Consider the following 24174-nt stretch of genomic DNA (forward strand, 5'->3'; position numbering starts at 1 on the left):
AGAGCAATGCCCCGCTTCCGCGTCCCAACCGCGCCTCAGCGCCGCCGGTGAAGGGGGTTCTACGGATAACAAACAAAACCCGCAAGAGGTTTTTTTCGTTTTTTGCCATTTTTCTGATCGTGTCTGTTTTCCCCTTGTTTTGCAGGGTTTTTGGCAATTTCCGGTTAGCTTTGGCGATCTTGCCAGCAACAATCTTAGGCACGATTGAAACCTGCGCCACTACATCTTGGGTTATCCACAGGATGGTATACCAAAGGGCCACGCCAACAGGCCTGAATCGCGCTCTACACCCGCTGAACATCTGCGCGAGTCGCTCCAGATGCAGGCGACTCGCATGATCAGGACGGTGCTGTCTGGCGTTTGCGCGGTATCGCCACGTAGCGTGTTGCCACCAATGCGATGATGACGACCAAGTAGATGATGGGTTCGATCTGGAACCCTTTTACCAGCCACAGATAATGAAGCGCCCCAAGGACTGCTGCTGGATAGGTCAGCTTGTGCAGCTTGCGCCAAGTGGCGGCACCAAGCTTGCGCACAGAGAGGTTGTTTGATGTCACCGCCAGCGGAATGAGCATCACGAACGACAGCATGCCGACGGTCACATAAGGCCGCTTCACAATTTCAGTCCATACGCGTTCGAGGCTCTGAACATCCAAGATCGCAAACACAAGGAAATGGGCCAGCACGAAGAAGAAGGCCGTCACCCCGATTGCACGCCGGAACTTCAGCAGGTTCAGACCGACCCATTGGCGCAAAGGCGTCACCATCAGCCCCACGACCATCAGGATCAGAGCGACCTCGCCATAGGCGCGTTCAAGCACGTTGATCGGCTCGACCAGATAAGGTCCGATCTGGTTGAGCGCACGCCAGAATTCCCAAACTGCATAGGCTGCGCCCACCACATAGATCAGCCAGGCGGGGATCTTGCGCAGACCCTTATTCAATGTGTCGGTGACAGCCATCCTAGTAGAACCGCGTCAGATCCATGCCTTCGTAAAGGCTGGCCACTTCGGGGTAGCCGTTGAACATCAACGTGTCCTGTCGCGCCGCAAACAGCCCACCACCGATCCGCCGTTCGGTGGCCTGGCTCCAGCGCGGGTGATCCACATTAGGGTTCACATTACTATAAAAGCCATACTCGCGCGGGTTGGCCTTGTTCCAACTGGTTGGCGGTTCATCCTCTTGCAGCGTGATACGGACGATCGACTTGATTGACTTGAAGCCATATTTCCAAGGCACGACCAAGCGGATGGGCGCGCCGTTCTGATTATAGATCGGCTCATCGTAGATGCCGGTCGCCATGATCGTGAGCGGATGCATCGCTTCGTCGATCCGCAATCCCTCGACATAAGGGAAGTCGAGGACCCTGCGCTGCACGCCGATCATGTTCTCGGGCTGTACGACAGTTTCGAAGGCCACGTAGCGCGCGCCCGACTGGACACCGACTTTGTTGAGGATATCGGCCAACTCGATCCCATTCCAAGGAATGACCATCGACCAGGCTTCCACACAGCGGAACCGGTAGAGGCGATCTTCGACAGAGAGACCGGCCAAGAGATCATCCAGCGCATAGTCGCCCGGGCGATCCACCATACCATCAACCTTGATCGACCAAGGGGACGTCACGAGCTTATGCGCATTCGCAGCTGGATCACCCTTGCCCGTCCCGAACTCATAGAAGTTGTTGTAGCTGGTGATTTCTTCCAGCGTGTTCGGTTCCAACCCCTGCGCCGATGCACGGCCTGCAAGTCCAATCGCCCCCAGACCGACAGTCCCGGCCAGAATCTGGCGGCGGTTCAGATAGGCGGCCTTTGGTGTGACGTCGGCCATCGTCAGATCGTTTTTCCAGCGGTATGCCATGAAGCTCTCCGTTCAATGCGTTTGCAAAGCATATAGGCGGTAACGTTTGAAAGGTGTCTCACGATCCTGCCAGATCAGTGAAATGTTCCAAAAACCGCCCCGATTTATCACGCAATTTCACTAAACTGTGACTGGATCGCCGAAAAATCACAGGCTTAGATTTCCATCGCGACGCGGCAAGAGACAAAGCGGCGCATCACGCAAAAAACCAGTTGGGTTTTTCCACGTAAAAGGATCGATGCTGAACAAAAGCATCCCTTTTTGAAATGGGAGAACACCTATGCTTCGTAAGACTGTATTTGCTTTCGCCGCTGCTGCTGCAATGGCTACATCCGCTTTCGCCATGGGCGAAAAGGACATCGTCGACACCGCCGCTGAAGCTGGCACATTTACAACTCTGCTTGCTGCCGCTGAAGCAGCCGGTCTTGTTGACACACTGAAGGGCGATGGCCCATTCACTGTCTTCGCACCAACTGACGAGGCTTTCGCTGCACTGCCTGAGGGCACAGTCGAAGGCCTGCTGGCTGATCCGGAAGCTCTCGCAGCAATCCTGACATACCACGTCATTCCTGGCGAAGTGATGTCGGGCGATCTGTCCAATGGCATGACAGCGACAACCGTGAACGGCGCTGACGTCACAATCATGACCGAAGGCGGCGTCATGGTGAACGACGCTAACGTCATCACAGCTGACGTCGACGCATCAAACGGCGTCATCCACGTCATCGATAGCGTGATCATTCCTGCAAGCTAATCGCTCCGGTCTTGCAGAACGAAAGCCCCGGCCATTCGGTCGGGGCTTTTTGACTCAGGTGGCGACGTAGCGGTCACGCCGGTGATTGATCGCGATAATCAGGTTCAGCACCACTGCCCCCAAAAGTGAGTAACCGACAACCCAGATCGGAAAGATGAGGAAGGCGATGCCAAAGACCAGCGCGTCAAAGATCAACTGCACCCATCCTGCACGAAAACCCGTGCTATCCTGGATCAAAAGCGCGACGACGCCCAAACCACCCAAAGACCCGTTGTGGCGGAACAGCGCCAACAGCCCCAGCCCAGTTAAAGCCCCAAAGGCAATCGCGCCCAGCGCTGTATCAAGGTACTCAAAGACCATGCCGTGCGGAATGACTTCGGTCAGCAAGGAAAGCGCGGTGACAGAGGCAAGAGACTTGAGGGTGAATTCCACACCCAACCGCCGCCATGCGAGAAGGTAGAATGGCAGGTTGATCAGAAAGAACATCAACCCGAAAGAATACCCCGTGAGATATGAGGCGATAACGGCAACCCCAGCCGTCTGACCTGTGATCAGACCAACAGTGGTGAGCAGGTGCAATCCCAGCCCGGCAAGAAATACACCAAGCGAGATGCCTTGCAGGTCATCAAGCCACGTATGTCCGGTATCTTCGCGAGGTTCAGCCATGGGGCGCTATATAGGGCAGTATTTCTGACCTACAAGCGAAAAAGAGGGCGCCACGACGGACGCCCTCCTGTTTCTTTAGTGAACAACCGCGTCTTCTGGCGGCCGGCGGTTGCTGGTCGATACGCGATCTCCAACAATCAGCCCGTCTGTGCCAGCGCTGACACCAATGGTGTCGCCATCCATCACGTCACCGGCAAGGATCATCTCGGCCAGTTGATCTTGCAACGCACGCTGGATCACGCGTTTGAGCGGACGCGCACCAAAGACAGGGTCATAGCCTTCGTCGGCCAGCCACTTCAGTGCCGCTTCGTCCAGATCGAGGCTGATGTTCCGCCCCGCCAGACGCTTTTCAAGCCGCGCAAGCTGGATCGCCACGATCCCTGCCATATCCTCACGGGCCAGACGGTCGAAGATGATCGTCTCATCCAGACGGTTCAGGAACTCCGGCCGGAAATGCGCACGCACCGCATCCATCACATCACGCTTGGCCGGTGCAGGATCAGCGCCATCTGGCAGCTGGCTCAGTGCTTGGGCCCCGAGGTTTGACGTCAGGATGATCAGCGTCTGCTTGAAGTCCACAGTGCGGCCCTGACCGTCGGTCAGCACACCGTCATCGAGAACCTGCAACAGTACGTTGAACACATCAGGGTGCGCCTTTTCGACCTCGTCAAACAGGACCACCTGATAGGGACGCCTGCGCACGGCTTCGGTCAGCACGCCGCCTTCGTCGTAGCCGACATAACCCGGAGGTGCACCGATCAGACGTGCAACCGCGTGTTTCTCCATGAATTCTGACATGTCGATGCGGACCATCGCATTGTCATCATCAAAGAGGTATTCAGCCACTGCCTTCGTCAGTTCGGTCTTACCAACACCGGTCGGCCCGAGGAAGAGGAACGACCCCAGCGGGCGGTACTCGTCGTTCAGACCTGCTCGCGCACGGCGGACAGCGTTTGACACAGCACGCACGGCCGATTTCTGGCCGATGACGCGCTTGCCCAGCTGCTCTTCCATGCGCAAGAGCTTGTCCCGCTCACCTTCAAGCATCTTGGACGTCGGAATGCCTGTCCAACGCTCGACCACTTCGGCAATCTGTTCAGGGCGCACGGCTTCTTCGACCATCAGATCGTCGGTGCCTTCTGCCTCGGCCAGCTGCCTTTCAAGCTGGGGGATCACGCCGTAAGACAGCTCACCGGCTTTGGCCAGATTGCCTTCACGCTTGGCGATATCCAATTCGGCCCGCGCACGATCCAATTGCTCCTTGGCGCCACGCGTGCTTTCCAGCTTGTCCCGCTCGGCCTGCCACTTGACCGTCATCTCGGATGCACGGTCCTGCAGGTCGGCCAGTTCTTTCTCAAGTTTGGCCAAACGGTCCTTGGAGGCCGCGTCGTCCTCTTTCTTCAGCGCCTCGGCTTCGATCTGAAGCTGCAGGATCTGGCGATCCAAGGCGTCGAGCTCTTCGGGCTTGCTGTCGACTTCCATCCGCAACCTGCTCGCGGCCTCGTCGACAAGGTCAATCGCCTTGTCCGGCAGGAAGCGGTCGGTGATGTAGCGATGCGAAAGCGTGGCAGCCGCAACAAGGGCACTGTCAGAGATACGGACACCGTGGTGGAGTTCGTATTTTTCTTTGATGCCGCGCAGGATGCTGACCGTATCCGTGACCGTGGGTTCTTCAACCATCAATGGCTGGAAACGACGAGCAAGAGCCGCGTCCTTTTCGACATACTTGCGGTATTCATCAAGCGTCGTTGCACCGACACAGTGCAATTCACCGCGCGCCAGTGCAGGCTTGATCAGGTTGGCCGCATCCATCGCGCCATCCGACTTGCCCGCGCCAACAAGCGTGTGCATCTCGTCAATGAAGAGGATGATTTCACCTGCGGCAGCCTCGATCTCTTTCAGGACCGCTTTCAGACGTTCCTCGAATTCGCCGCGATACTTCGCACCGGCAATCAACGCCCCCATATCCAGCGCCATCAGCTTCTTGTTGCGTAAGGATTCCGGCACGTCGCCATCAATGATCCGAAGGGCAAGACCCTCTGCAATCGCTGTCTTACCGACACCGGGCTCACCGATCAGAACAGGGTTGTTCTTGGTGCGGCGTGACAAAACCTGCATGGCGCGGCGGATTTCCTCGTCACGGCCAATGATTGGGTCGATTTTGCCTTGCTCTGCAGCCTCGGTCAGGTCGCGAGCGTATTTTGCAAGCGCCTCGAAGCTGTCCTCGGCTGTCGCACTGTCAGCAGTCCGCCCTTTGCGGATATCGTTGATCGCAGCATTGAGTGTTTGTGGCGTGACGCCGCCGGCATCCAGCGCATCCTTGGCCTTGGATTTCACCAACGCTAGCGCAGTCAAGAGCCGCTCGACAGGCACAAAGCTGTCGCCTGCTTTTTTGGCTACGGCCTCAGCTTCTGCCACGACTTTCGCTGTCGTATTGTCCAGATAAACCTGAGCAGCATCGCCGCTGACCTTTGGCAGCTTGGTGACAGCCGCGTCTGCGGCCATGCGCACTGCCTGTGGGTTACCGCCTGCACGGGTGATCAGATTGGCAGCAAGGCCCTCTTCATCGTCCATCAGTGCTTTGAGCAAGTGTTCGGGTGCAAGCCGTTGATGGCTTTCCCGCAATGCGATCGTCTGGGCAGCCTGAAAAAAGCCGCGCGACCGCTCAGTGAACTTTTCTAAGTTCATGAGTCTCTCCTTTGTTAAGCGCCCGAATGATGCATACCCGCTTGGCGGCATATGACTTTGTGGGCCTCGCTAAGAAAGTGGGGTTTGGGAAGGTGTCCTTCAAGGGTTTTGGATGCAATATCCGCACCCGGCGTGCCTACTTTGAGCCTGCTACACGCTTTCAAAAGATGAAGGCGCGCGCAATCTGCGCACGCCTTTCTAAATGTTAATTATTCGTCACTTTCAGTCGCAGGAACAGTCGTCACGAATTGGTTGGTATCCTCGGGTGTGATCGCCGGACCGCTGAATTCGGTGACATTGCCACCGTCCATTTGCCGATCTGCAAGGGCTGCTGGCGACATGTCGTCTTCACCCAGAGTGATATTCTCACCCGGCGGGACCTCAGTCGGGGCCGCTTCTACACCGACATATTCACCGCCCGGCAGCTCTGTGATCCAGACCAAAAGGCCAATCACAACGATGACGCCAAGCGAGACAATACCGAAAATCATCGGTGAGGAGGGACCCGTAGTTTCACGATTGTATGTATCTGACATGGATCTTCCTTTCATCTTTTGTTCAGCAAAATAACGATCATACCGCGCTGAAGTTCCATCTTTGGCCTTGACCCCACCGCCTCAATCCGGCACGCGCAGGCGAAATCTGACGAGGAGATCGACCATGCCAGCAGCAACGGATCAACTGATTGTCGCGATGGACGTGCCCAATGTTCTTGACGGTCTCGAGCTGGCAAAAACCCTTGGCGATACGGTCAGCTTTTACAAAATCGGTCTTGGAATGCTGACTGGTGGCGGGCTGGCTCTGGCCAATGAACTCAAGCAGGAACATGGCAAGCGCATCTTTCTGGATATGAAGTTTTTCGACATCGGCGCCACCGTCGAGGCGGCCGTGCGTGGCGTAGCGCAGTTCGATCTCGATTTCCTGACGGTTCATGGCGATCCACATGTCGTGCGCGCGGCGCGCGAAGGGGCCGGTGGGTCAGACATGAAAATTCTGGCTGTGACGATCCTGACATCGCTGGACCGTGACGATCTGACGGCGTCTTGTATCAAAGACGGCGACGTGGCCGATCTGGTTCAGGAACGCGCAGGCATCGCGCTTTCCAACGGAGCAGACGGTGTCATCGCTTCACCGCAGGAGGCAGCCCTGATCCGCGCATTGCCGGAAGCCGAAGGCAAGCTGATCGTCACACCAGGTGTGCGTCCGGCCGGTGCCGACCTTGGGGACCAGAAACGGGTGATGACACCGGCGCAAGCCATTGCCAATGGTGCCGACCACGTGGTCGTCGGGCGTCCCATCTGGAAGGCCGCCGACCCGCGCGCAGCGGCGCTGTCGATCTTGCAGGAAATCGCGTCACCGCAGGCCCAGCAGCCAAACCGATAAACCGCGCATTTTTTCGGGAACCCGATGGGGTCACCTGCGTTAGCCAAAGAGCAAGCCAGGGAGATGCCCCATGCAGTTTCACAACATCCATTACAGCGCGCGTCGGAACGTGTTCCGCGCCATTGTCACAATCTCTGATGATCTGTCGCAGAGTTTCGCGTGCGAAACTCAAGGCCCGCGGGATATGTCGCGCCACCGCGTTCTTGAACATCTTCAGCAGCGTGCAGCCCGTATGCTGCAACGCTAACCCAATGTCACCGACTGGACCTCGACCTACCTCTCCCGTCGATATTTTCCCCTGACCAGTCGTAACTGGCCCGACGCTTGCGTCGGGCCTTTTTTATTTGTTGTCGTTGATATCGGTGTCCCAGATTTTGACCTGCCCGCTGCGCAGTCCAAAGAACTTGCGCATCGCAAGATACGACAGAAGCGATAGTCCGGCGAAAATCGCGAGGGTCAAGGCAAGCCCACCGGCGCTGATCCCGAAAAGCATCAACAGCCCCATCACTGCAGCGCCAACGGCGAAACCCAGAAAAATATAGCCTGGGATCAGCACCTCAAGCGTTGCCAACGCAAGCGCCGCTGCCATCCAGACCCACCATTGCATCCACAACATCATGCGCCACGCCCCTTGAGCATTTTGAAGGCGTCCGCAAACGCGTCAAGCGCATTTGCGGGCAGGACAACAGTCTGATTGCCCGTTCCTTCGCCGAGTTTCGTCAACGCCTCAACCTGTTTCAACGCGACTTGATACTGTGCCGCTTCAAGGCCGTTTTGGGCAATCGCTTCGGCCACGACACCGGTTGCATAAGCTTCCGCATCGGCAAGGACACGACGCGCTTTGGATTCTTGCTCTGCTGCATAGAGATCGGCGTCGGCCTGCAACTCAACCGCCCGCTTCTTTCCCTCAGCTTCGGTGACCTGCGCACGGCGGGCGCGTTCAGCGTTCAACTGCTGCAACATCGCCTGACGGGTCGCCTGATCAAGATTCACATCGAGGATTTCGGCACGCGTGACCTCAATGCCCCAATCATCGACCTGTTGGGCAACCTGCTCACGCACGGCGGCGATCAGGGTTGAGCGGTTCGCCTGCACCTGATCCAACTCCATGCGACCAATTTCAGAGCGCACAATCCCCGCAACAGTGGTCGAAATCGCACCATCCACATCACGGATCCGGTAAACCGTCTTTTCGGGTTCGATGATCCTGTAAAAGACAGACGTTTCGACCTGCACGAGGACGTTGTCAGAGGTAATCGCGTCCTGTGTGCTGGCCGGTAGCTGGCGTTCAAGGATCGAGACCTGATGACGGACCCGATCCAGAAACGGAACGATAAAGTTGATCCCCGGCCCCAGAACCGAATGCAACCGGCCCAGACGTTCGACCACGAATTTTTCGGATTGGGGAACAATCCTCACACCTGCAAAAATGCAGACCACAATGAAGACGGCCAACATCAAAAGGACGATGTTGCCGCCTATCAGTTCAGCAAGTAATTGATCCATCCAAAATCCAACTCAAATGCGTGCAAGCTGAATAGAAGATAAAGACCACTTAGGCTGATTTCAATTTCTGCTGTGGCATACCGTGCAGTTTTCGCTGACCCAGCTTCGACTGGATCGTGCCCGCGACGATGTCGGCTGTGGCGGCTGACAATGTCCAGCCCAGATGCCCGTGACCGGTGTTGTAGAACACCCGCGCATCACGACCAGCGCCCACACGCGGCATCATGTTCGGCATCATTGGCCGCAGACCTGCCCACGGCACACAGCTTTCGGTGCTGACACTTGGGAAATGGGTTTCGCACCAGTCCACCAGTGGCTTGACGCGGTCAGCACGAATATCGCGGTTCTCGCCATTGAATTCGGCAGTGCCAGCGATGCGGAAGCGATCCTTGCCCAGACGCGATGTGACGATCTTGGCTTTGTCATCCAGCAAGGACACCGTTGGCGCGGCGGCCTGTGAAGCATCGTCACGCAGGTTCACCGTGATCGAGTAGCCCTTGACGGGATAGACGTTCACACGATCGCCCAGCATCTTGGCGAAATAGCGTGAGGCAACCCCGGCCGAAACGACAACCGCATCGAAACGCTCTTCGTTGCGGCCGCGCACAGTCACACCATCAGCGTCTGAGCGCACGTCGGTCACGGCGTGGCCCATCTCGAAACGGACGCCTTGGGTCTTGAGCCATTCGGCCATGCCAAAGGTGAACTTGTGGATGTCGCCTGTGCTGTCGCTTTCGGTCCAGAAGCCGCCCAGAATATCGCCAGACAGGGTCGGCTCCTTTGCAAGGGTTTCTTCGGCGGTCAATTCCTGACGGTGCAAGCCACCTTGGGCCAGCAGGCCAGTCACGCGGCGTGCGTGATCAAAGTCTTTCCGGGTCTTGTAAAAGTGCAGGATGCCCGCTGGGGTCCAGTCGAAATCAACGCCGGACCGCTCTGCCATTTCCATCAGACCAGCACGCGCTGTCACGGCCAGACGGGCGGTTTCAATGGTGTTCGCTTTGTAGTTCGGGATGTTGCCAAGAAACTCGGCCATCCAGCTGAATTTGTGCCAGCTGGGGCGCGGGTTTACCGACAAGGGCGCATCGCTTTGTAGCATCCACTTGATGCCTTTGAGCACGGTGGACCATTGGTTCCAGACTTCGGCGTTCGATGCGGAAAGCTGGCCACCGTTGGCAAAGCTGGTTTCCATCGCCGCATAGCGCTGGCGATCAAACACAGTCACGTCATAACCGCGCTGGGACAGGGAATAGGCAGTGGTGACACCAGTGATACCGGCACCGAGAACAGCAATAGAGGGCATGGTACATCTCCAACCATGTGCGCTTTCGCGCCGCCCCCACCGTCTGCTGTGCCTGAGAGTTTCGCCCTGGCTGGGCTTGCTCCTTCGGCGGGCCACTCAAGGCCACTCTTCGGCGTTTTGCACCCCAACCGGTCCTTTTGCCTGAGAGTGACCGGGGCGGTTGCTCCTTCGGCGATGAACCCTGCGACTGAAGGGAGCATTCTCTCCCGGTCGGCGTGTTTCCTATGCGAAACCTCTAGTCCCGAAGCGAAACCAAATCAAGAAAATTCTTCATCTGGCGGAGCGCTTGCTGGCATTCAAAAAACGTTCCACGAAATAGAACGATACCTTGCAAATGTTGTATTTTTCTTTGCGGAAGGTCGCCACTACATAGCCATCCAGTTGCAATGGATAGGCAAAACCATGGACATTCTCGTTTCGATCTTCAGCACACTGGGCGATCAACTTCAGAAGCCGACTCTCTCGTTCCTGATCGCGGGCATGGTCCTTGCGGCCATGGGCAGCAAATTTGAAGTGCCCGAGCCTGTCTACAAGTTCATCGTGATTCTGCTGCTTTTGAAGGTGGGGATGGGCGCTGGCATCTCGATCCAGTCAGCAAGCCTCTCTGCGCTTGCGGTTCCGGCAATCGGAGCAGCCGTCGTTGGCATTGCAATTGTCTTTCTGGGGCGCTGGACACTAGCGAGGGCCAAAGGCGTGCCGCAAGTTGACGGATTGGCCACGGCGGGACTGTTCGGCGCTGTTTCTGCATCGACTCTGGCAGCCGGTATGGCGATCCTCGACGATGGGAATGTTCCCTATGAAGGCTTCATCGGTGCTCTTTACCCGTTCATGGATATCGCAGCACTGGTCACCGCAATTGTGATGGCCAAGATGGCCAAAGCGCGCAAGCTCGCTTCATCTGTGAACGCAGGTGGCACAATGACAATGGGCGGTACCGGTGGCGCTGGTCCGGCTGTGCCTCAGGGATTGCTGAAAGACATCCTGATCGACACGGTGCGCAGCCCCGCCATTTCCGCCTTGCTGGCAGGTCTGGCCCTGGGTGTCTTCGCAGACCCGAAATCCGTCTATGACAGCTTCTATGAACCCCTATTCCGCGGACTTTTGTCGATCCTGATGCTGATTATGGGGATGGAGGCATGGTCGCGCCTTTCGGAATTGCGGAAGGTTGCGCACGCCTACCTGATTTATGGTCTCGCCGCACCGTTTTTGCATGGGGCACTGGGCTTTGCGGCAGGCTATGTCGCCCACGTGACAACAGGTTTCTCGGCTGGTGGTGTGGTGTTGCTTGCCGTGATGGCTGCCTCAAGCTCTGACATCTCCGGGCCGCCGACATTGCGCGGCGCGCTACCAGAGGCAAACCCGTCGGCCTATGTGGGCACATCAACGGGCATCGGCACACCAATCGCGATCCTGAGTATCCCGCTCTGGATTGCCATCGCAGAAGCCCTGATCGGCTGGTAAACACATCCAAGGCGGGTCCCGGTTGCCATTGGGACCCGTCTTTCGTTGTGGCCCCCTTCGCAGCATCATATGATACGCAGATGCCTGCCCTTTGCCGCGATTGCCTGACGACCTTTGACAGCGAAACCCGTTGTCCGAAGTGTCGTAGCCCGCGTGTGACACGGCATCCTGAACTTTTCGATCTTTCAATCGCCCACATGGATTGCGACGCCTTTTATGCGTCTGTCGAGAAACGCGACAATCCCGCGCTCGCCGACAAACCCGTGATTATTGGCGGCGGACGCCGTGGCGTTGTTTCGACCGCTTGCTATGTCGCGCGGATCAAGGGTGTGAAATCTGCCATGCCGATGTTTCAGGCGCTCAAGCTCTGCCCTGAGGCCGTTGTCGTACGCCCCAATTTTGAGGCCTACACCGAGGCCTCCAGAGCGATCCGCCAGATGATGGATGAGCTGACGCCGGTCGTTGAGCCTTTGTCGCTGGACGAAGCCTTCATGGACCTCACAGGCACAGCCCGCCTGCATCATGCGCCGCCTGCGGTGATGCTGGCGCGTCTGGTCAAGCGCATGAAGGACGAGTTGGGCCTGACCGGATCAATCGGCCTGTCACACAACAAGTTCTTGGCCAAAGTCGCATCGGACCTCGACAAACCACGTGGTTTCTCAATCATCGGCAAGGAAGAGACGACAGAATTCCTGCGTCCCAAATCCGTCAGGCTGATCTGGGGGATCGGCCCTGCCGCGCAAGCCAGCCTCGAGTCGGCGGGTATCAGGACATTTGACGATCTTTTGCGTTGGGACCGTCGCGACCTGCATGACCGCTTTGGCGGGATGGGCGAGCGGCTTTACAGTTTGGCGCGCGGCGAGGACGGGCGCAGAATTTCGGCCCATACACCCGTGAAGACGCTCTCGAACGAAACGACCTTCCACGAAAATACAAGCGATATCGAGATTCTGGACGGACATCTCTGGCGCATGGCGGAAAAAGTCAGCGCGCGCGCAAAAGCCAAGGACAAAGCCGGGCGGGTCGTGCAACTCAAGCTCAAGACCCAAGACTTCAAGCTAATTTCCAAGCGGCAAAGCCTGCATCACCCGACGCAGATTGCCGATACGATCTATCGGACTGCACGCGGGCTGTTCGATCAGGTCAGCAACCGCGGACCTTTCCGGCTGCTCGGCGTTGGACTGTCGGAGATCACGTCGGACAGTGATGCTGACCGCGAAGGCGATTTGCTTGATCCGGGGGCCGGCAAACGCGCCGAGGCAGAGCGTGCGGCCGACAAGATCCGTGCGAAATTTGGTAAGGACGCGATCATCAAAGGACGGGCGCTCCGCTAGATATCACCGAGCGGTGGATAGCCTTCATTCAGCGGCGCCATAACCTCAGCGATCAAGCCGCGCATCCAGCGATGGGCCGGGCTCCCTGTGAACCGCTTGTGCCAGATCATGTTGATCTGCACACGGTCCACGGGAACGGGGGGCCAGAACACATCCAGCTCCGCTTCGCCAGCGATCTTGTGGGCCAGTTGCTCAGGCAGGATTGCGACCGCGTCTGTTTGCAAAACATTGCGCCACACAGCCGAGAATGTCGGCACGGTCATCACAACGCGTCGCTTGCGTCCGACGCGTTCCAATGCGGCATCGCCCATCGCCTTGAGATTGCCTTGTGGCGAATAGAGGACATGGCCGAGGTCACAAAAGAGATCCATGGGCACTTTCTGCCCCGGCTGAAGGCCAGCGTGTGCAATGCGGGCATTCTCCTTACTCGCAACGACAGCGAAATCGGAATGAAAGACCGCTTGGCCTTCGACCCAGTCGGGCAAGGTCGTTTTCGGGACCATCGCCATATCGACCGAATACTGCTGAAGCGACGCGAGATGGCTGTCCACCACCAGATCAACGAGCTGCACTTTCACGTTTGGCGCGGTCCGCTGCAAGCGTTCGACAAGCGGCGGTAGCATGAACTCTCCGTAGAAATCACTGCCAGCGATTTTGAATGCAAAATCCGCCTCTGCGGGGTCGAAACGCTGGTGGGCTGACAAAAGTCTTTCGATATCCCCCAGAAACAAACGCAGGGGCAGCTCGATTTCAAGCGCATAGTCAGTCGGGATCATTCCCTGACCGGAGCGGACAAGGAGCGCATCGCCTGTGGCCTCGCGAAGCCGCCGCAGCGCTGCCGAGACAGCCGGCTGTGAAAGGCCGATCCTGTGGCCAGCCTTGACGGTCGAGCGCTCCAGCAAGAGCGCATCCAGGACGCGCAGCAGGTTCAGATCAAAGTTTCTAAAATTCATGAGACAAATACATATCATCCAAACAAGCAATTTCACAACTTAACCTTCGCGCGATAATCTGTCGTCACGAAAGCGCTTTCGTTTCCATTGAGACACTCGGAGGGAACGATGACTACAGACACTGAATCAGATGAATTCATTGAATGGCGGGGGACCCGCTACAAAACCAGCCTTGCATCGCATGCAACCGGCGGCGCGATCAGCATCGTCGATAGCGTATCGCCGCCCCATTCGGGGCCACCGCGGCATGTCCACCATGATGCTGATGAGACGTTTTTTGTCCTGAGCGGAGACGTCACCTTCTGGATGGAAGGTGAGACAGCCAACGTCGGCCCCGGCGGCACGATGTTTGTCCCGCGCGGCAAGGAGCACACCTTTCGTGTCTCAAGTGATGTCCCGTCGCGGCATCTTGTGATCCTGACACCCGGAGGCTTCGAAGGCTTCTTTGAAGAAATGGCTGCCGGGCAATTCCGCATTCCAGAAGAAATGGCGCAAATCGTCGAAATTGCAGAGCGCTATCACTTGTCGTTCACCGGCCCACCACTCGATGGCACTAAATAGGGAGAATAATCATGCCAAGACTCGCATCCACATTTTTTCTGAGTGCAGCCACCTTTGCCTTGTTGGGCATGATCTGGGGTATCCAGATGTCGGCCACACATGACCATTCGCTTTCAGCCGCACACGGCCACCTGAACTTGATCGGCTTTGTCGCTATGTCGGTCTACGGCGCCTTCTACGCGCTCTCGCCGCAAATGGCTGACAGTGGTCTCGCACGGTTGCACTTCATCACGGCCTTACTGGCCGTCGTGGTGATTGCACCCGGCATTGCGGTCGCGATCAGCACCGAAAACCCCATGATTGCCCAGATCGGGTCGGTCCTGACGCTCATCAGTATGGTGCTGTTCATCGTCATCATATTCCGGTCCCGCCGCCTCGCCGGGACTTGACCTCACGGGCCGCAGCACCCTACCGTCGCTCTAACGGTCACATCAAACAACAGGAGGGCAGTGCTGAATATGCGTATCATCCGCCGACTTCAGCATGGTCCCCGCCAAGCCCTGCAGATCCGTTTGCAGGGCTGATCAGGGAACACAACCATCCCATCGGTCTGCCCAAAGCCGCACTGCGGCCCCTTTTTCGTTTGAGCAAAGACCAAAATGACCATTCTCAATATCAAAGACCTCGGCCTTACGCTGGGTGACGTGCTTTTCACCGACCTTGACCTGACAGTTTCCAAAGGCGACCGCATCGGCCTGGTCGCAGCCAACGGGCGCGGCAAGACTACGCTACTGGCCTGTATCGCGGGCGAAATGGAACAAACCACTGGCGAGATTACCCGCGCACGCGGACTGCGCATCGGCAATGTCCGCCAGTATGTGCCGGACACCGCGCTGGATCAGACGCTTTATGATCATGTCCTTTCAGCGCTGCCGCCAGAGCAGGCGGACTATGAAAGCTGGCGTGTGGATGTTGTTCTTGATGATCTGTCGGTGCCTTATGAGCTGCAACACAAGCCATTGCGCGAGCTCAGCGGCGGGTGGCAGCGCACGGCGCTTTTGGCGGCGGCGTGGGTGACAGAACCGGACCTGCTGCTGCTCGACGAACCGACAAACCACCTTGATCTGCACCGGATCGGCTTGCTGCAAGGCTGGCTTGACCGCTTGCCGCGTGATGTGCCGGTGATCCTGACCAGCCACGACCGCGCCTTCCTTGATGCGGTAACCAACCGCACGCTTTTCCTGCGGGCCGAGCGGAGCCGCGTGTTTCAGGTGCCGTTCTCCCACGCCCGACTGGCACTCGACGAAGCTGATGCTGCGGATGAGCGACGCTTTGCCAATGACCTGAACAAGGCGCAACAATTGCGCAAACAGGCCGCGAAGCTGAAGAATATCGGTATCAACTCCGGCTCTGACCTGTTGGTCACCAAGACCAAGCAACTGACCGAGCGCGCCGCCAAGATCGAGGCGACTGCCCGCCCGGCGCATCAGGAGCGGAGCGCGGGCGACATAAAACTGACCAACAGCGGGACACATGCCAAGGCGCTGATCACGCTCGACGAGATTGACGTCACGACGCCGGACGGACGGTTGCTCTATAACACGGGCAAGAAGTGGATCGCGCAGGGCGACCGCATCGTCCTGCTTGGCACCAATGGCACTGGCAAAACACAGCTGATCCGGCGTATCGCCACGGCGGTGCAGGGTGAGCCGTCAGAGATCAAAACCGCCCCGACTGTCGCGATGGGATACTCGGACCAGCACCTGAGCCAGTTGCATGACGCCGACACCCCAATGCAGGCCGTCGCTGGTCAATTCGATGTGGGCGATCAGAGGGCGCGTGGCCTTTTGGCAGGTGCGGGCGTCAACATCCAGATGCAAGACACCAAGATCGGGGCCCTGTCAGGTGGGCAAAAGGCGCGACTGGCGATGCTGATCCTGCGGCTGGCGCAGCCGAATTTCTATTTGCTGGATGAACCGACCAACCATCTTGATATCGAAGGGCAAGAGATGCTGGAAGACGAACTACAGGCCCACGGGGCGACCTGCCTGTTGGTCAGCCATGACCGCAGTTTCATCCGCAACGTCGGCAACCGTTTCTGGCAGATCGCGCGGAAAAGACTGATCGAGGTCGATGATCCGGAGGCGTTCTTGAACGCCGAAATGCAGAAAGCCTGATTACTCTGCCGCAAGTCGATCCGTTTTCGCGGCACCAATCTCGGCAATCTCGGCAATGACACCTTCGAGCAGTGACTTGAACGCATCAAAGTCCGCGCGTTTCTCAAGCGTGGTCTCATCCATGTAAAGCGCGCGGTTCATTTCGATTTGCAGGGCGTGCTGCCGCCGCGACGGGCGACCGTAATGCTGCGTGATGAACGCACCGGCGAAGGGCATATTTCGCGCGACCCTGAGACCTGCGGCAGCAAAGGCCGCCTCTACCCTTTCGACAATCTCGCCAGAGACTGTGGCACCGAACCTGTCACCCAGCACGATATCGGGACGTGCACTGCCGGGCGGGCCGATGTTTTCCACTGCCTCGTTCGGCATTGAGTGGCAGTCAATCAGAATGGCCTCACCGAAATGGTTGCGGCTTTCATCAAGCAGGGTCTGCAACTGGTCGTGATAGGGACGCCAATAACGCGCGATGCGGTCATGCGCATCCTGCAGGCTGATTTTCCCGCGGTAAATCTGGCGGCCGTTTGCCACGACCCTTGGGATCACCCCGAGGCCACTGGTGATCCGAGGGTTATGCGGATTGCGCCGCACACCTTCGATGAGGGCCGAATCCAATTCATCGGGGCCGCGGTTGAGATCAAGATAGGCCCTCGGCACCAAAGCCGTCAAAAGCGGTGCGCCGTGATGCGGAACAGAGGCAAGAAGCTGGTCAACAAACGCATCTTCTGACGATCTGATCTGGTGAGCGTCCAGGACTGCCTTGCGCAGGAACGCAGGCGGATACACCCGCCCGCTATGGGGCGAGGCAAACACGACACTTGTCATGCGACGCTCTGGCATCGTCAGATTGAAGGCGGTCATGGTCACGATTCCAGCTTCCTTTCGCTGATAGATAGCCCGTTTCCGGAAATTTCCAAAAGCCCTTGATCCCTCTGACGACTCCTTTTATAGACCGCACGACTGACGCGGATCACACCGCGTCCTATTTCGTTATAGGGCGTGTGAATCGCAGACGACACGGACGATTAGCTCAGCGGTAGAGCACTTCGTTGACATCGAAGGGGTCACTGGTTCAATCCCAGTATCGTCCACCAGAATTCACCGGACTTTTGGTCCGTCATGCAACCCAAGGCGCAATCCGCGCGCCGCGACAGACAAGGAAGAGCACCATGAAGGTTCGCAACTCCCTCCGTTCGCTCAAGCAGCGCCACCGCGATTGCCGCATCGTGCGCCGCAAGGGCCGCGTCTATGTGATCAACAAGACGCAGCGCAAGTTCAAGGCTCGTCAGGGCTAAGAACTGCGACAGCAGAACATGAAAAGGCCGCTGCCCATCGGGCGCGGCCTTTTTCTTTTGCCAAATCCGGCGATCAGCGCTGGTCATACCACGGTCGTCCGCGTTAGCCTTTCTTCATTGAACGTTCACGTAACAAAGGACTGCTGACAGATGACCCGCCGCCCCTTCCGCCTCCCGATGTTTGCAGCCCTTCTTGCCGGTGCGGCAACACCGGCGCTTGCACAAGATTCATTCTGCGGCGGATTCGGCGATGGCGGCGTCTGGATCGGCAATGCCGAAGAGAACTCGGATATTGCCACAGTTGACACCTATCGCGAACAGATGGCGCTGGTTCTGGGTGGCAACGAATACGTCTCGCTCTTCAGCCTGTCAGAGCCAACCGCCGTCCGTGTTGAGGCCGAAGGCCGCGGATCAGGCGATCCGATCATTGATTTGCTCGACAGTGCCGGCGGGATCATCCTGTCTGACGATGATTCCGGCGGAAACGCCGCATCGCGTGCGGAAACTTTTCTTGAGGCAGGAACCTACTGCATGGCGATGCGCAGCTATGACGGTGGGCCGATGACGGCCTTCGTTCGCATCGGACGGGAAGAGCACGAACCGCTGACCGAGGGCTTGATGGATGTGGCAGCCGATACGGGACGTACCGGAAGCTGCGCCGAAGCCTCACCACTTGGCGCGCTCGGCGACAGCGCCAGCGCCTCTGTTGAAGAAACACCTTACTGGAGCTTCACCCTCGACAGCCCGACCGCTGTAACAATCACCGCCAGCAATGAATCGGCCGATCCGGTGATCACACTCTATGACGCCAACGAAAACTACATTGCCGACAATGACGACTTCGACGGGCTAAACAGCCGTATCGACCTGACAGAGCCCTTGGCGGCGGGGACGTATTGCATCGAGATGGCGGCACTCAATGACGAAACGCTCCCGATCACTGTTTCGGTAAGCGCATATGACGCTGAAGAGGCTGTGCAGGCACTTTACGCACAAGGCGAGATCGCGCCGCCGTTGGACGGATCAGTTGCGGTAACTGATCTTGGCGTCCTGCAATCGCGCTTGCGGCAGGACGTGCAGGCAACGACTTCGGTAAGCTGGTTCACGATTGAACTGGAGGCTGCGGGGCTTTTGGTCGTTGAAGCGATCGGTGGCGGAAACAGCGACCCTTGGCTTGTTGTTTATGACGATCTTGGACGGAGCATCGGCATGAACGATGACTACGGCGACAGTCTCGACAGTCTGGTTTTTGCCCGAGTTCAGGCAGGCACGTACATCGTGGGCGTTCGCCAGTATGAAGGCGGGCCAGGCCTGATCAGACTGCTGGCGGAACGCTACGTTCGCGCAGAATAAGAAAAGGACTCGGCGGCGATGTCCCGTAAGCACGGGACAGCCTAAGACAGCGTTTTCCGCAAAACATGCCATGTTCCATGATCGTCGTTGAGCTGCCTCAGCTCAGCGAACCCGGCGCGTTGCATTAGGCCCAGCGCCTGCGATGTCGTGGCAAAGACCTGACGATGGCCGGTGGACGTCGCGACGCGACATAGATCCTGTACAAGCTGGCTGGCGATTCCATGCCCATGCATGTGTTCAACAACGCAGAGCCCGGTGATCCACGGCGCCTCATCTGATTGAGCGCCATAAGACGGACCGCTCAGCGTTCCGGTGCCGACCAGCGTGTCGGTTTGATCAATCGCGACAAGGCCGATTGGCAGCCGTTCTGTTTGCGCGCGGTCAGTGGCGTCTTTGGTGGCAAATCCCGGACCGGTTGGACCATAGTGATCCGGCCAGGTGGTTTCCAGCAGAGCAGCACAAGCCCCGATCAGGTCGCGCCGCTCTGCCAGCAAGCAAGTGGTGTATGTCCTACCGGCCAAACGTATCGGCCAGAAGGCGCGCCAGCGTGGGCTGGTCGATATAACCGCTGGCCGTCAGGTTGCGGCTTGACTGGTAGTCAGCAATCGCACGGCGCGTGTTGCGGTCAAAACGCCCGTCGATCTGACCGGGGTTGAACCCGAGGCCTGCCAGCCTGCTTTCAATCAAACGGCGTAGCGTTGGGTTGATGTTCAGCGCGTCTTCGCGGGCTTGTGCTTGCGCGTTATCGGTCACAGCACCCAAGGCCTGCCGCGCCTGATCGGCAAAGATGCCATCAGGATAGCGTTCCAGATAAGCGCGGAGGTTCGCTGCACCGCCATTTGCGCCGGTCTCATCCCAATAAGCGCGGTCCTGCTGTTCACGCTGTTCGCGTTCGCGTTCTTGCTCCTCAGCGATTTCAGCCTCGCGCCGAATAAACTGGGCGGTCATCTGATCAATCTGGGCCTGATTGAGGAATGAGGTCGGGGTATAGGCATTCGCGCGCTGCCAGCTTTCAATCGCCGAACGCGTGCCGGGGCCGAAGATACCATCGACGCCGCGCGTGTCGTAACCAAGCGTTGTGAGCATATCCTGAATTTCGCGCCGCTCATTGCGGGTGAGGTTCAGACCGTCTTCGGTTGCTTCGGCGACACGTCGCGGATCATTTTCCAGATCATCAAGCCGTTCGCGGGCTTCCGAGGCAAATGGGCTGCGCGGAAACGAGAAGATGAAGTCACGGTAGCTGTCAGCTGTGTTTGCGGCTCTTGCACGATTCCATGCCGCAATACTCGGATCGACAGTCGGGCGTGCGGCCACCGGTTCGGACCCCTCAGGTGCCAGCACGAGCGCGCCCGGCTGATATCCCAGAATATTCAGGCGGCGGTCGTTCTGGACATAGGCGATGACATCTCCGCCTTCAGCAGCGACCGCGCGGTCCAGCAGATCATCGACCCGATTTGGGGCGCCATAAACAACGGTCACACCTTGCGGGATATCCAGACGGCCGACGCCTTCGCGCAAATAGGGGCCAAAGCTTGCAAAGTTGTCCTGATCATATCCCAGAACCAAAAGCGCCTGACCCGGCGCGCGTGACAGAATGTCGAGCACGGTATCAACCGAGATCGCATCATCAAGGCCGAATGGCGTCGGTGTATCGCTGTCTTCGGTCAAGAACCACGTGCGGTCCTCATCAGTTGCAAAGCGGCCAGACAGACCGACAACTAGCCGTTCTGCATCTGTCGCCTCGTCCGCGAGTTGCTCAAGCACGCGGCGGGTGTCTCTGATGGACCCATCCGCGAGGGTGGAGACATTAAAGCCCACATCACGCAGTGCATCGGCAGTATCAATCAGATCTGTTGCGCCACTCACACGGCGAAAATCATCATAGCGGTCAACGCCGATCAGCACGGCAGCATCATCGGCGAGCGCCGGGGCCGCCAGACAGGACAGTGCTGCAATCAGGGTCAATTTACGCATGGTCTTACCTCTTGTTTACGAAAGGCGCACCAAAAGGCGCGCCGCGTTCGTGGTAAAGCTAGGTCAGCACCGTGCTGCTATTCAATAGCGCCCCCGCATAGGATCAGACTTGCGGCGTTACTCCGCCGCAAGCTGATCTGGGGCTTTTTCAACCCGCACCGCAGCAAACTTGAACTCGGGAATCTTTCCGTAAGGATCCACGGCCGGGTTTGTCAGCACGTTCGCTGCCGCTTCAACATAGGCGAAAGGTACGAAAACCATGTCCGGTGCGACGGCCCGATCCTCGCGTGCCATGATGGTGATGCTGCCGCGGCGGGTGCTCAGCGTGACCATCCCGCCCGGTTCGACCCCCAGCTTGCGCAAGGTCGACGGATGCAGCGAACAGTTTGCCTCAGGCTCGACTGCATCCAGCACTTTGGAGCGGCGGGTCATAGATCCGGTGTGCCAGTGTTCCAACTGCCGACCGGTGGTCATGATCATCGGATAATCGGCATCGGGGGCTTCGTCCGGTGGGATCACGCTTGCAGGTGTGAAGCGGGCGCGACCATTGGGACGCGGGAAACCATCACCGAACACGATTGGCTGACCGGGATCGTCCGGCGACAAAGACGGATAGGTCACAGCGTTCTGTGCCTCGAGCCGGTCCCAAGTGATGTTGGAGAGCGATTTCATCGACAGCGCCATTTCGGCGAAAACGTCAGATGGATGTGCATAGGTCCAGCCCAAGCCAAGTCGCTTGGCCAATTCGACGGTGATCCACCAGTCTTCCTTGGCTTCGCCAGGTGGCGACACAGCAGGGCGGCCCATCTGCACCTGACGGTTGGTGTTGGTGACTGTCCCCGATTTCTCGGCAAAGGCGGAGGCAGGCAGGATCACATCAGCAAAGTTGGCCGTCTCTGTGATGAAAATATCCTGCACCACCAGATGCTTGAGCTTGGCCAGCGCGTCGCGGGCGTGTTCGACATCAGGATCAGACATCGCAGGGTTTTCGCCAAGGATATACATGCCGTTGATATCGCCCGCGTGCACAGCATCAAGGATCTCGGTCACGGTCAGACCCTTGTTGGGGTCAATCGACCCTTCCTGCCAGATTTCCTCAAACGCACTGCGCACACCGTCATCGCCCACTGGCTGATAATCCGGCAAGAACATCGGAATAAGGCCAGCGTCAGAGGCACCTTGCACGTTGTTCTGGCCCCGCAATGGGTGCAGGCCCGCACCCGGCCGCCCCACCTGCCCTGTCATCAGCGCGAGGCTGATCAGGCAGCGCGAGTTATCAGTGCCGTGGATGTGCTGGCTGACGCCCATCCCCCAGAAGATCATCGCAGCCTTGGCACCGGCAAAGGTGCGGGCGACGTCACGCAAGGTCTCTGCCGGAATGCCGCAGATCTTTTCCATCTTCTCTGGCGTGAAGTCGGCCAAATGTGCTTTCTCGGCTTCCCAGTTCTCGGTGTAGGCTTCGATGTACTGCTGGTCGTAGAGACCCTCTTCGACGATTGTGTGCATGATCGCGTTCAGCATCGACACATCCGCACCCGGGCGGAACTGCAGCATATGGCTGGCAAAGCGTTTCAGCGCCTGCCCGCGCGGGTCCATCACGATCAGCTTTCCACCGCGCTTGGTGAATTGTTTGAAATAGGTCGCTGCAACCGGATGATTCTCGATCGGGTTGGCCCCTATGACGATGGCCACATCCGCGTTCTCGATCTCATTAAACGTCGCGGTGACGGCACCTGAGCCGACGTTCTCCATCAGCGCCGCAACAGACGAGGCGTGGCACAGACGCGTGCAGTGGTCGACGTTGTTGTGCCCGAACCCCTGACGAATGAATTTCTGGAACAAATAAGCTTCTTCGTTCGTACATTTCGCCGAACCAAAGCCCGCCACGCCACGTCCGCCGATATCCTTCAACCCCTTGGCAGCGACATCCAGCGCCTCGTCCCAAGACGCCTCGCGGAAGAATTCCTGCCAGTTGCCCGGATCGACGTTGAGGCCCTTTGCAGGGGCATCTTCGCGCCGGATCAGCGGTTTTGTCACGCGGTGATCATGGTGGATGTAGTCAAAGCCGAAGCGGCCCTTCACGCACAAACGCCCTTCGTTTGCGGGACCGTTGATGCCTTCGACATATTTGACCTTATTGTCTTTGACCTTGAGGCTGACCTGACATCCGACACCACAGAAGGGGCAAACGCTTTCGACTTCGCGGTCGTAGTCCTTGCTGTCACCGATCTGGTTTTCATCTGTCACGGTTGCGGGCATGAGCGCGCCTGTCGGGCAGGCCTGTACGCATTCGCCGCAGGCCACGCAGGATGAGGCCCCCATGGGATCATCGAAGTCAAACACCGGATAGGCTGTCGCCCCGCGCCCGGCCATGCCGATGACGTCATTGACCTGCACCTCGCGGCAAGCCCGCACGCAAAGGCCACACTGGATGCAGGCATCAAGGTTTACAGACATCGCCACATGGCTGTCGTCAAGCAGGGGAATATGTTCCTCTTTCGCGGGGAAACGGCTTTCGCTGACTTCCTGCTTGGCCGCCATGTCCCAAAGATGGGCGGATTTGTCATGCGCCACATTCTGCGCGGGCTGGTCAGCGACCAACAGTTCCATGACCATCTTGCGGGCCTGACGCTCGCGCGGTTGATCGGTCGTCACCACCATGCCTTCACTTGGCTCGCGGATGCAGGATGCGGCCAGTGTCCGTTCGCCTTCAATCGCGACCATGCATGCGCGGCAGTTGCCGTCGGACCGGTAGCCTGGAGCAGGCTTGTGGCACAGATGCGGAATGACCAGGCCGCGACCATGCGCAACCTCCCAGATTGTCTCTCCGGGGGCGGCGGTGACGGTTTCACCATCAAGGGTGAATGTAATGCGATCCGACATCGGAAACCTCCATCTGCACTGGGACAGAATAGATCATTTCGCCAGTCGTGCCGAAAGGTCAGGCGCGACCGCAAGCGGTGCTTTTGCGC

The 24174-nt window shown here is 58.1% G+C and carries 24 protein-coding genes, 1 tRNA gene and 1 riboswitch; of the genes, 11 read left to right on the plus strand and 14 right to left on the minus strand.

The window, feature by feature from the left end:
• The 3 genes from BM316_RS10180 to msrP form a co-directional block, all read right to left on the minus strand.
• The coding region (locus tag BM316_RS10180) for a hypothetical protein (RefSeq protein WP_131802569.1) at window positions 1-262 on the minus strand (262 nt) is incomplete at its 3' end.
• Between the two features lie 76 nt (window positions 263-338).
• On the minus strand, window positions 339-962 hold the full coding sequence (msrQ, locus tag BM316_RS10185) for a protein-methionine-sulfoxide reductase heme-binding subunit MsrQ (protein WP_090207891.1): 624 nt from the start codon (window positions 960-962) through the stop codon (window positions 339-341).
• A gap of 1 nt (window position 963) precedes the next feature.
• Window positions 964-1860 (minus strand): protein-methionine-sulfoxide reductase catalytic subunit MsrP, encoded by an 897-nt coding sequence (gene msrP / locus BM316_RS10190; RefSeq protein ID WP_090207894.1) that lies wholly within the window; start codon window positions 1858-1860, stop codon window positions 964-966.
• Between the two features lie 280 nt (window positions 1861-2140).
• On the opposite strand from msrP, the gene BM316_RS10195 reads away from it, so the two are divergent.
• Window positions 2141-2614, plus strand: coding sequence for a fasciclin domain-containing protein (locus BM316_RS10195; protein ID WP_090207896.1), 474 nt, complete (start codon window positions 2141-2143; stop codon window positions 2612-2614).
• A gap of 54 nt (window positions 2615-2668) precedes the next feature.
• Here the strand turns inward: BM316_RS10195 and BM316_RS10200 are convergent, their stop codons facing one another.
• The 3 genes from BM316_RS10200 to BM316_RS10215 all read right to left on the minus strand — a co-directional run bounded on the left by BM316_RS10200 (window position 2669) and on the right by BM316_RS10215 (window position 6504).
• Entirely contained in the window at window positions 2669-3280 is a 612-nt protein-coding gene (locus BM316_RS10200; RefSeq protein ID WP_090207901.1) for a YitT family protein, read from the minus strand.
• A gap of 75 nt (window positions 3281-3355) precedes the next feature.
• Window positions 3356-5968 (minus strand): ATP-dependent chaperone ClpB, encoded by a 2613-nt coding sequence (clpB, locus tag BM316_RS10205; protein ID WP_090207905.1) that lies wholly within the window; start codon window positions 5966-5968, stop codon window positions 3356-3358.
• A gap of 209 nt (window positions 5969-6177) precedes the next feature.
• Window positions 6178-6504, minus strand: coding sequence for a hypothetical protein (locus BM316_RS10215; RefSeq protein ID WP_090207914.1), 327 nt, complete (start codon window positions 6502-6504; stop codon window positions 6178-6180).
• A 124-nt stretch (window positions 6505-6628) separates the two neighbouring features.
• Here BM316_RS10215 and pyrF point away from each other — a divergent pair, with 124 nt between their 5' ends.
• Window positions 6629-7351, plus strand: coding sequence for an orotidine-5'-phosphate decarboxylase (pyrF, locus tag BM316_RS10220; protein ID WP_090207917.1), 723 nt, complete (start codon window positions 6629-6631; stop codon window positions 7349-7351).
• 70 nt (window positions 7352-7421) lie between these two features.
• The gene (locus tag BM316_RS16715) at window positions 7422-7598 is read left to right on the plus strand and encodes a hypothetical protein (protein ID WP_165606579.1); all 177 of its coding nucleotides are present in this window, start codon (window positions 7422-7424) and stop codon (window positions 7596-7598) included.
• Window positions 7599-7691: 93 nt separating this feature from the next.
• On the opposite strand, the gene BM316_RS10225 is transcribed toward BM316_RS16715, so the two are convergent.
• From BM316_RS10225 to BM316_RS10235, 3 genes are read right to left on the minus strand one after another with little or no spacing between them, the layout of a single operon-like run.
• Window positions 7692-7970, minus strand: coding sequence for an NfeD family protein (locus tag BM316_RS10225; RefSeq protein ID WP_090207919.1), 279 nt, complete (start codon window positions 7968-7970; stop codon window positions 7692-7694).
• Window positions 7967-8857, minus strand: coding sequence for an SPFH domain-containing protein (locus tag BM316_RS10230; protein WP_090207922.1), 891 nt, complete (start codon window positions 8855-8857; stop codon window positions 7967-7969). The genes BM316_RS10225 and BM316_RS10230 overlap by 4 nt, the downstream gene beginning before the upstream one ends.
• Window positions 8858-8906: 49 nt before the next feature.
• Entirely contained in the window at window positions 8907-10157 is a 1251-nt protein-coding gene (locus BM316_RS10235; RefSeq protein WP_090207925.1) for a D-amino acid dehydrogenase, read from the minus strand.
• A gap of 119 nt (window positions 10158-10276) precedes the next feature.
• A riboswitch (glycine riboswitch) is annotated at window positions 10277-10376 on the minus strand.
• A 183-nt stretch (window positions 10377-10559) separates the two neighbouring features.
• Between BM316_RS10235 and BM316_RS10240 the strand changes: the two genes are divergently transcribed.
• Window positions 10560-11618 carry a sodium-dependent bicarbonate transport family permease gene (locus tag BM316_RS10240; protein ID WP_090207927.1) on the plus strand — a complete coding sequence of 353 codons (1059 nt, stop codon included), beginning with the start codon at window positions 10560-10562 and terminating at the stop codon, window positions 11616-11618.
• 80 nt (window positions 11619-11698) lie between these two features.
• On the plus strand, window positions 11699-12952 hold the full coding sequence (locus BM316_RS10245) for a DNA polymerase IV (RefSeq protein ID WP_090207930.1): 1254 nt from the start codon (window positions 11699-11701) through the stop codon (window positions 12950-12952).
• Here the strand turns inward: BM316_RS10245 and BM316_RS10250 are convergent.
• Window positions 12949-13905, minus strand: a complete 957-nt coding sequence (locus BM316_RS10250) for a LysR family transcriptional regulator (RefSeq protein WP_090207933.1) — start codon at window positions 13903-13905, stop codon at window positions 12949-12951. The genes BM316_RS10245 and BM316_RS10250 overlap by 4 nt on opposite strands.
• 108 nt (window positions 13906-14013) lie before the next feature.
• Here BM316_RS10250 and BM316_RS10255 point away from each other — a divergent pair, with 108 nt between their 5' ends.
• The 3 genes from BM316_RS10255 (at window position 14014) to BM316_RS10265 (ending at window position 16583) form a co-directional block, all read left to right on the plus strand.
• Window positions 14014-14466 carry a cupin domain-containing protein gene (locus BM316_RS10255; protein WP_090207936.1) on the plus strand — a complete coding sequence of 151 codons (453 nt, stop codon included), beginning with the start codon at window positions 14014-14016 and terminating at the stop codon, window positions 14464-14466.
• Between the two features lie 11 nt (window positions 14467-14477).
• Window positions 14478-14855, plus strand: a complete 378-nt coding sequence (locus tag BM316_RS10260; protein WP_090207938.1) for a hypothetical protein — start codon at window positions 14478-14480, stop codon at window positions 14853-14855.
• Window positions 14856-15065: 210 nt separating this feature from the next.
• Window positions 15066-16583: an ABC-F family ATP-binding cassette domain-containing protein gene (locus tag BM316_RS10265; RefSeq protein ID WP_090207941.1), complete on the plus strand. Its 1518-nt coding sequence runs from the start codon at window positions 15066-15068 to the stop codon at window positions 16581-16583.
• Here BM316_RS10265 and BM316_RS10270 read toward each other — a convergent pair whose 3' ends face one another.
• Window positions 16584-17447, minus strand: a complete 864-nt coding sequence (locus BM316_RS10270) for an N-formylglutamate amidohydrolase (RefSeq protein WP_090207944.1) — start codon at window positions 17445-17447, stop codon at window positions 16584-16586.
• A 152-nt stretch (window positions 17448-17599) separates the two neighbouring features.
• On the opposite strand from BM316_RS10270, the gene BM316_RS10275 reads away from it, so the two are divergent.
• The 3 genes from BM316_RS10275 (at window position 17600) to BM316_RS10285 (ending at window position 19228) form a co-directional block, all read left to right on the plus strand.
• Window positions 17600-17674 (plus strand) — tRNA-Val (locus tag BM316_RS10275).
• 75 nt (window positions 17675-17749) lie between these two features.
• On the plus strand, window positions 17750-17875 hold the full coding sequence (gene ykgO, locus BM316_RS10280) for a type B 50S ribosomal protein L36 (RefSeq protein ID WP_090207947.1): 126 nt from the start codon (window positions 17750-17752) through the stop codon (window positions 17873-17875).
• A 150-nt stretch (window positions 17876-18025) separates the two neighbouring features.
• Window positions 18026-19228, plus strand: coding sequence for a PPC domain-containing protein (locus tag BM316_RS10285; RefSeq protein WP_090207950.1), 1203 nt, complete (start codon window positions 18026-18028; stop codon window positions 19226-19228).
• Window positions 19229-19269: 41 nt separating this feature from the next.
• On the opposite strand, the gene BM316_RS10290 is transcribed toward BM316_RS10285, so the two are convergent.
• The 3 genes from BM316_RS10290 to fdhF all read right to left on the minus strand — a co-directional run bounded on the left by BM316_RS10290 (window position 19270) and on the right by fdhF (window position 24085).
• On the minus strand, window positions 19270-19749 hold the full coding sequence (locus tag BM316_RS10290) for a GNAT family N-acetyltransferase (protein WP_165606580.1): 480 nt from the start codon (window positions 19747-19749) through the stop codon (window positions 19270-19272).
• Window positions 19739-21202 carry a peptidoglycan-binding domain-containing protein gene (locus BM316_RS10295; RefSeq protein WP_090207956.1) on the minus strand — a complete coding sequence of 488 codons (1464 nt, stop codon included), beginning with the start codon at window positions 21200-21202 and terminating at the stop codon, window positions 19739-19741. Before BM316_RS10295 ends, BM316_RS10290 begins: the two co-directional genes overlap by 11 nt.
• A 117-nt stretch (window positions 21203-21319) precedes the next feature.
• The gene (gene fdhF, locus BM316_RS10300; RefSeq protein ID WP_090207958.1) at window positions 21320-24085 is read right to left on the minus strand and encodes a formate dehydrogenase subunit alpha; all 2766 of its coding nucleotides are present in this window, start codon (window positions 24083-24085) and stop codon (window positions 21320-21322) included.
• Window positions 24086-24174: the final 89 nt, after the last annotated feature.

Source organism: Yoonia litorea (assembly GCF_900114675.1).
Lineage (GTDB): Bacteria > Pseudomonadota > Alphaproteobacteria > Rhodobacterales > Rhodobacteraceae > Yoonia > Yoonia litorea.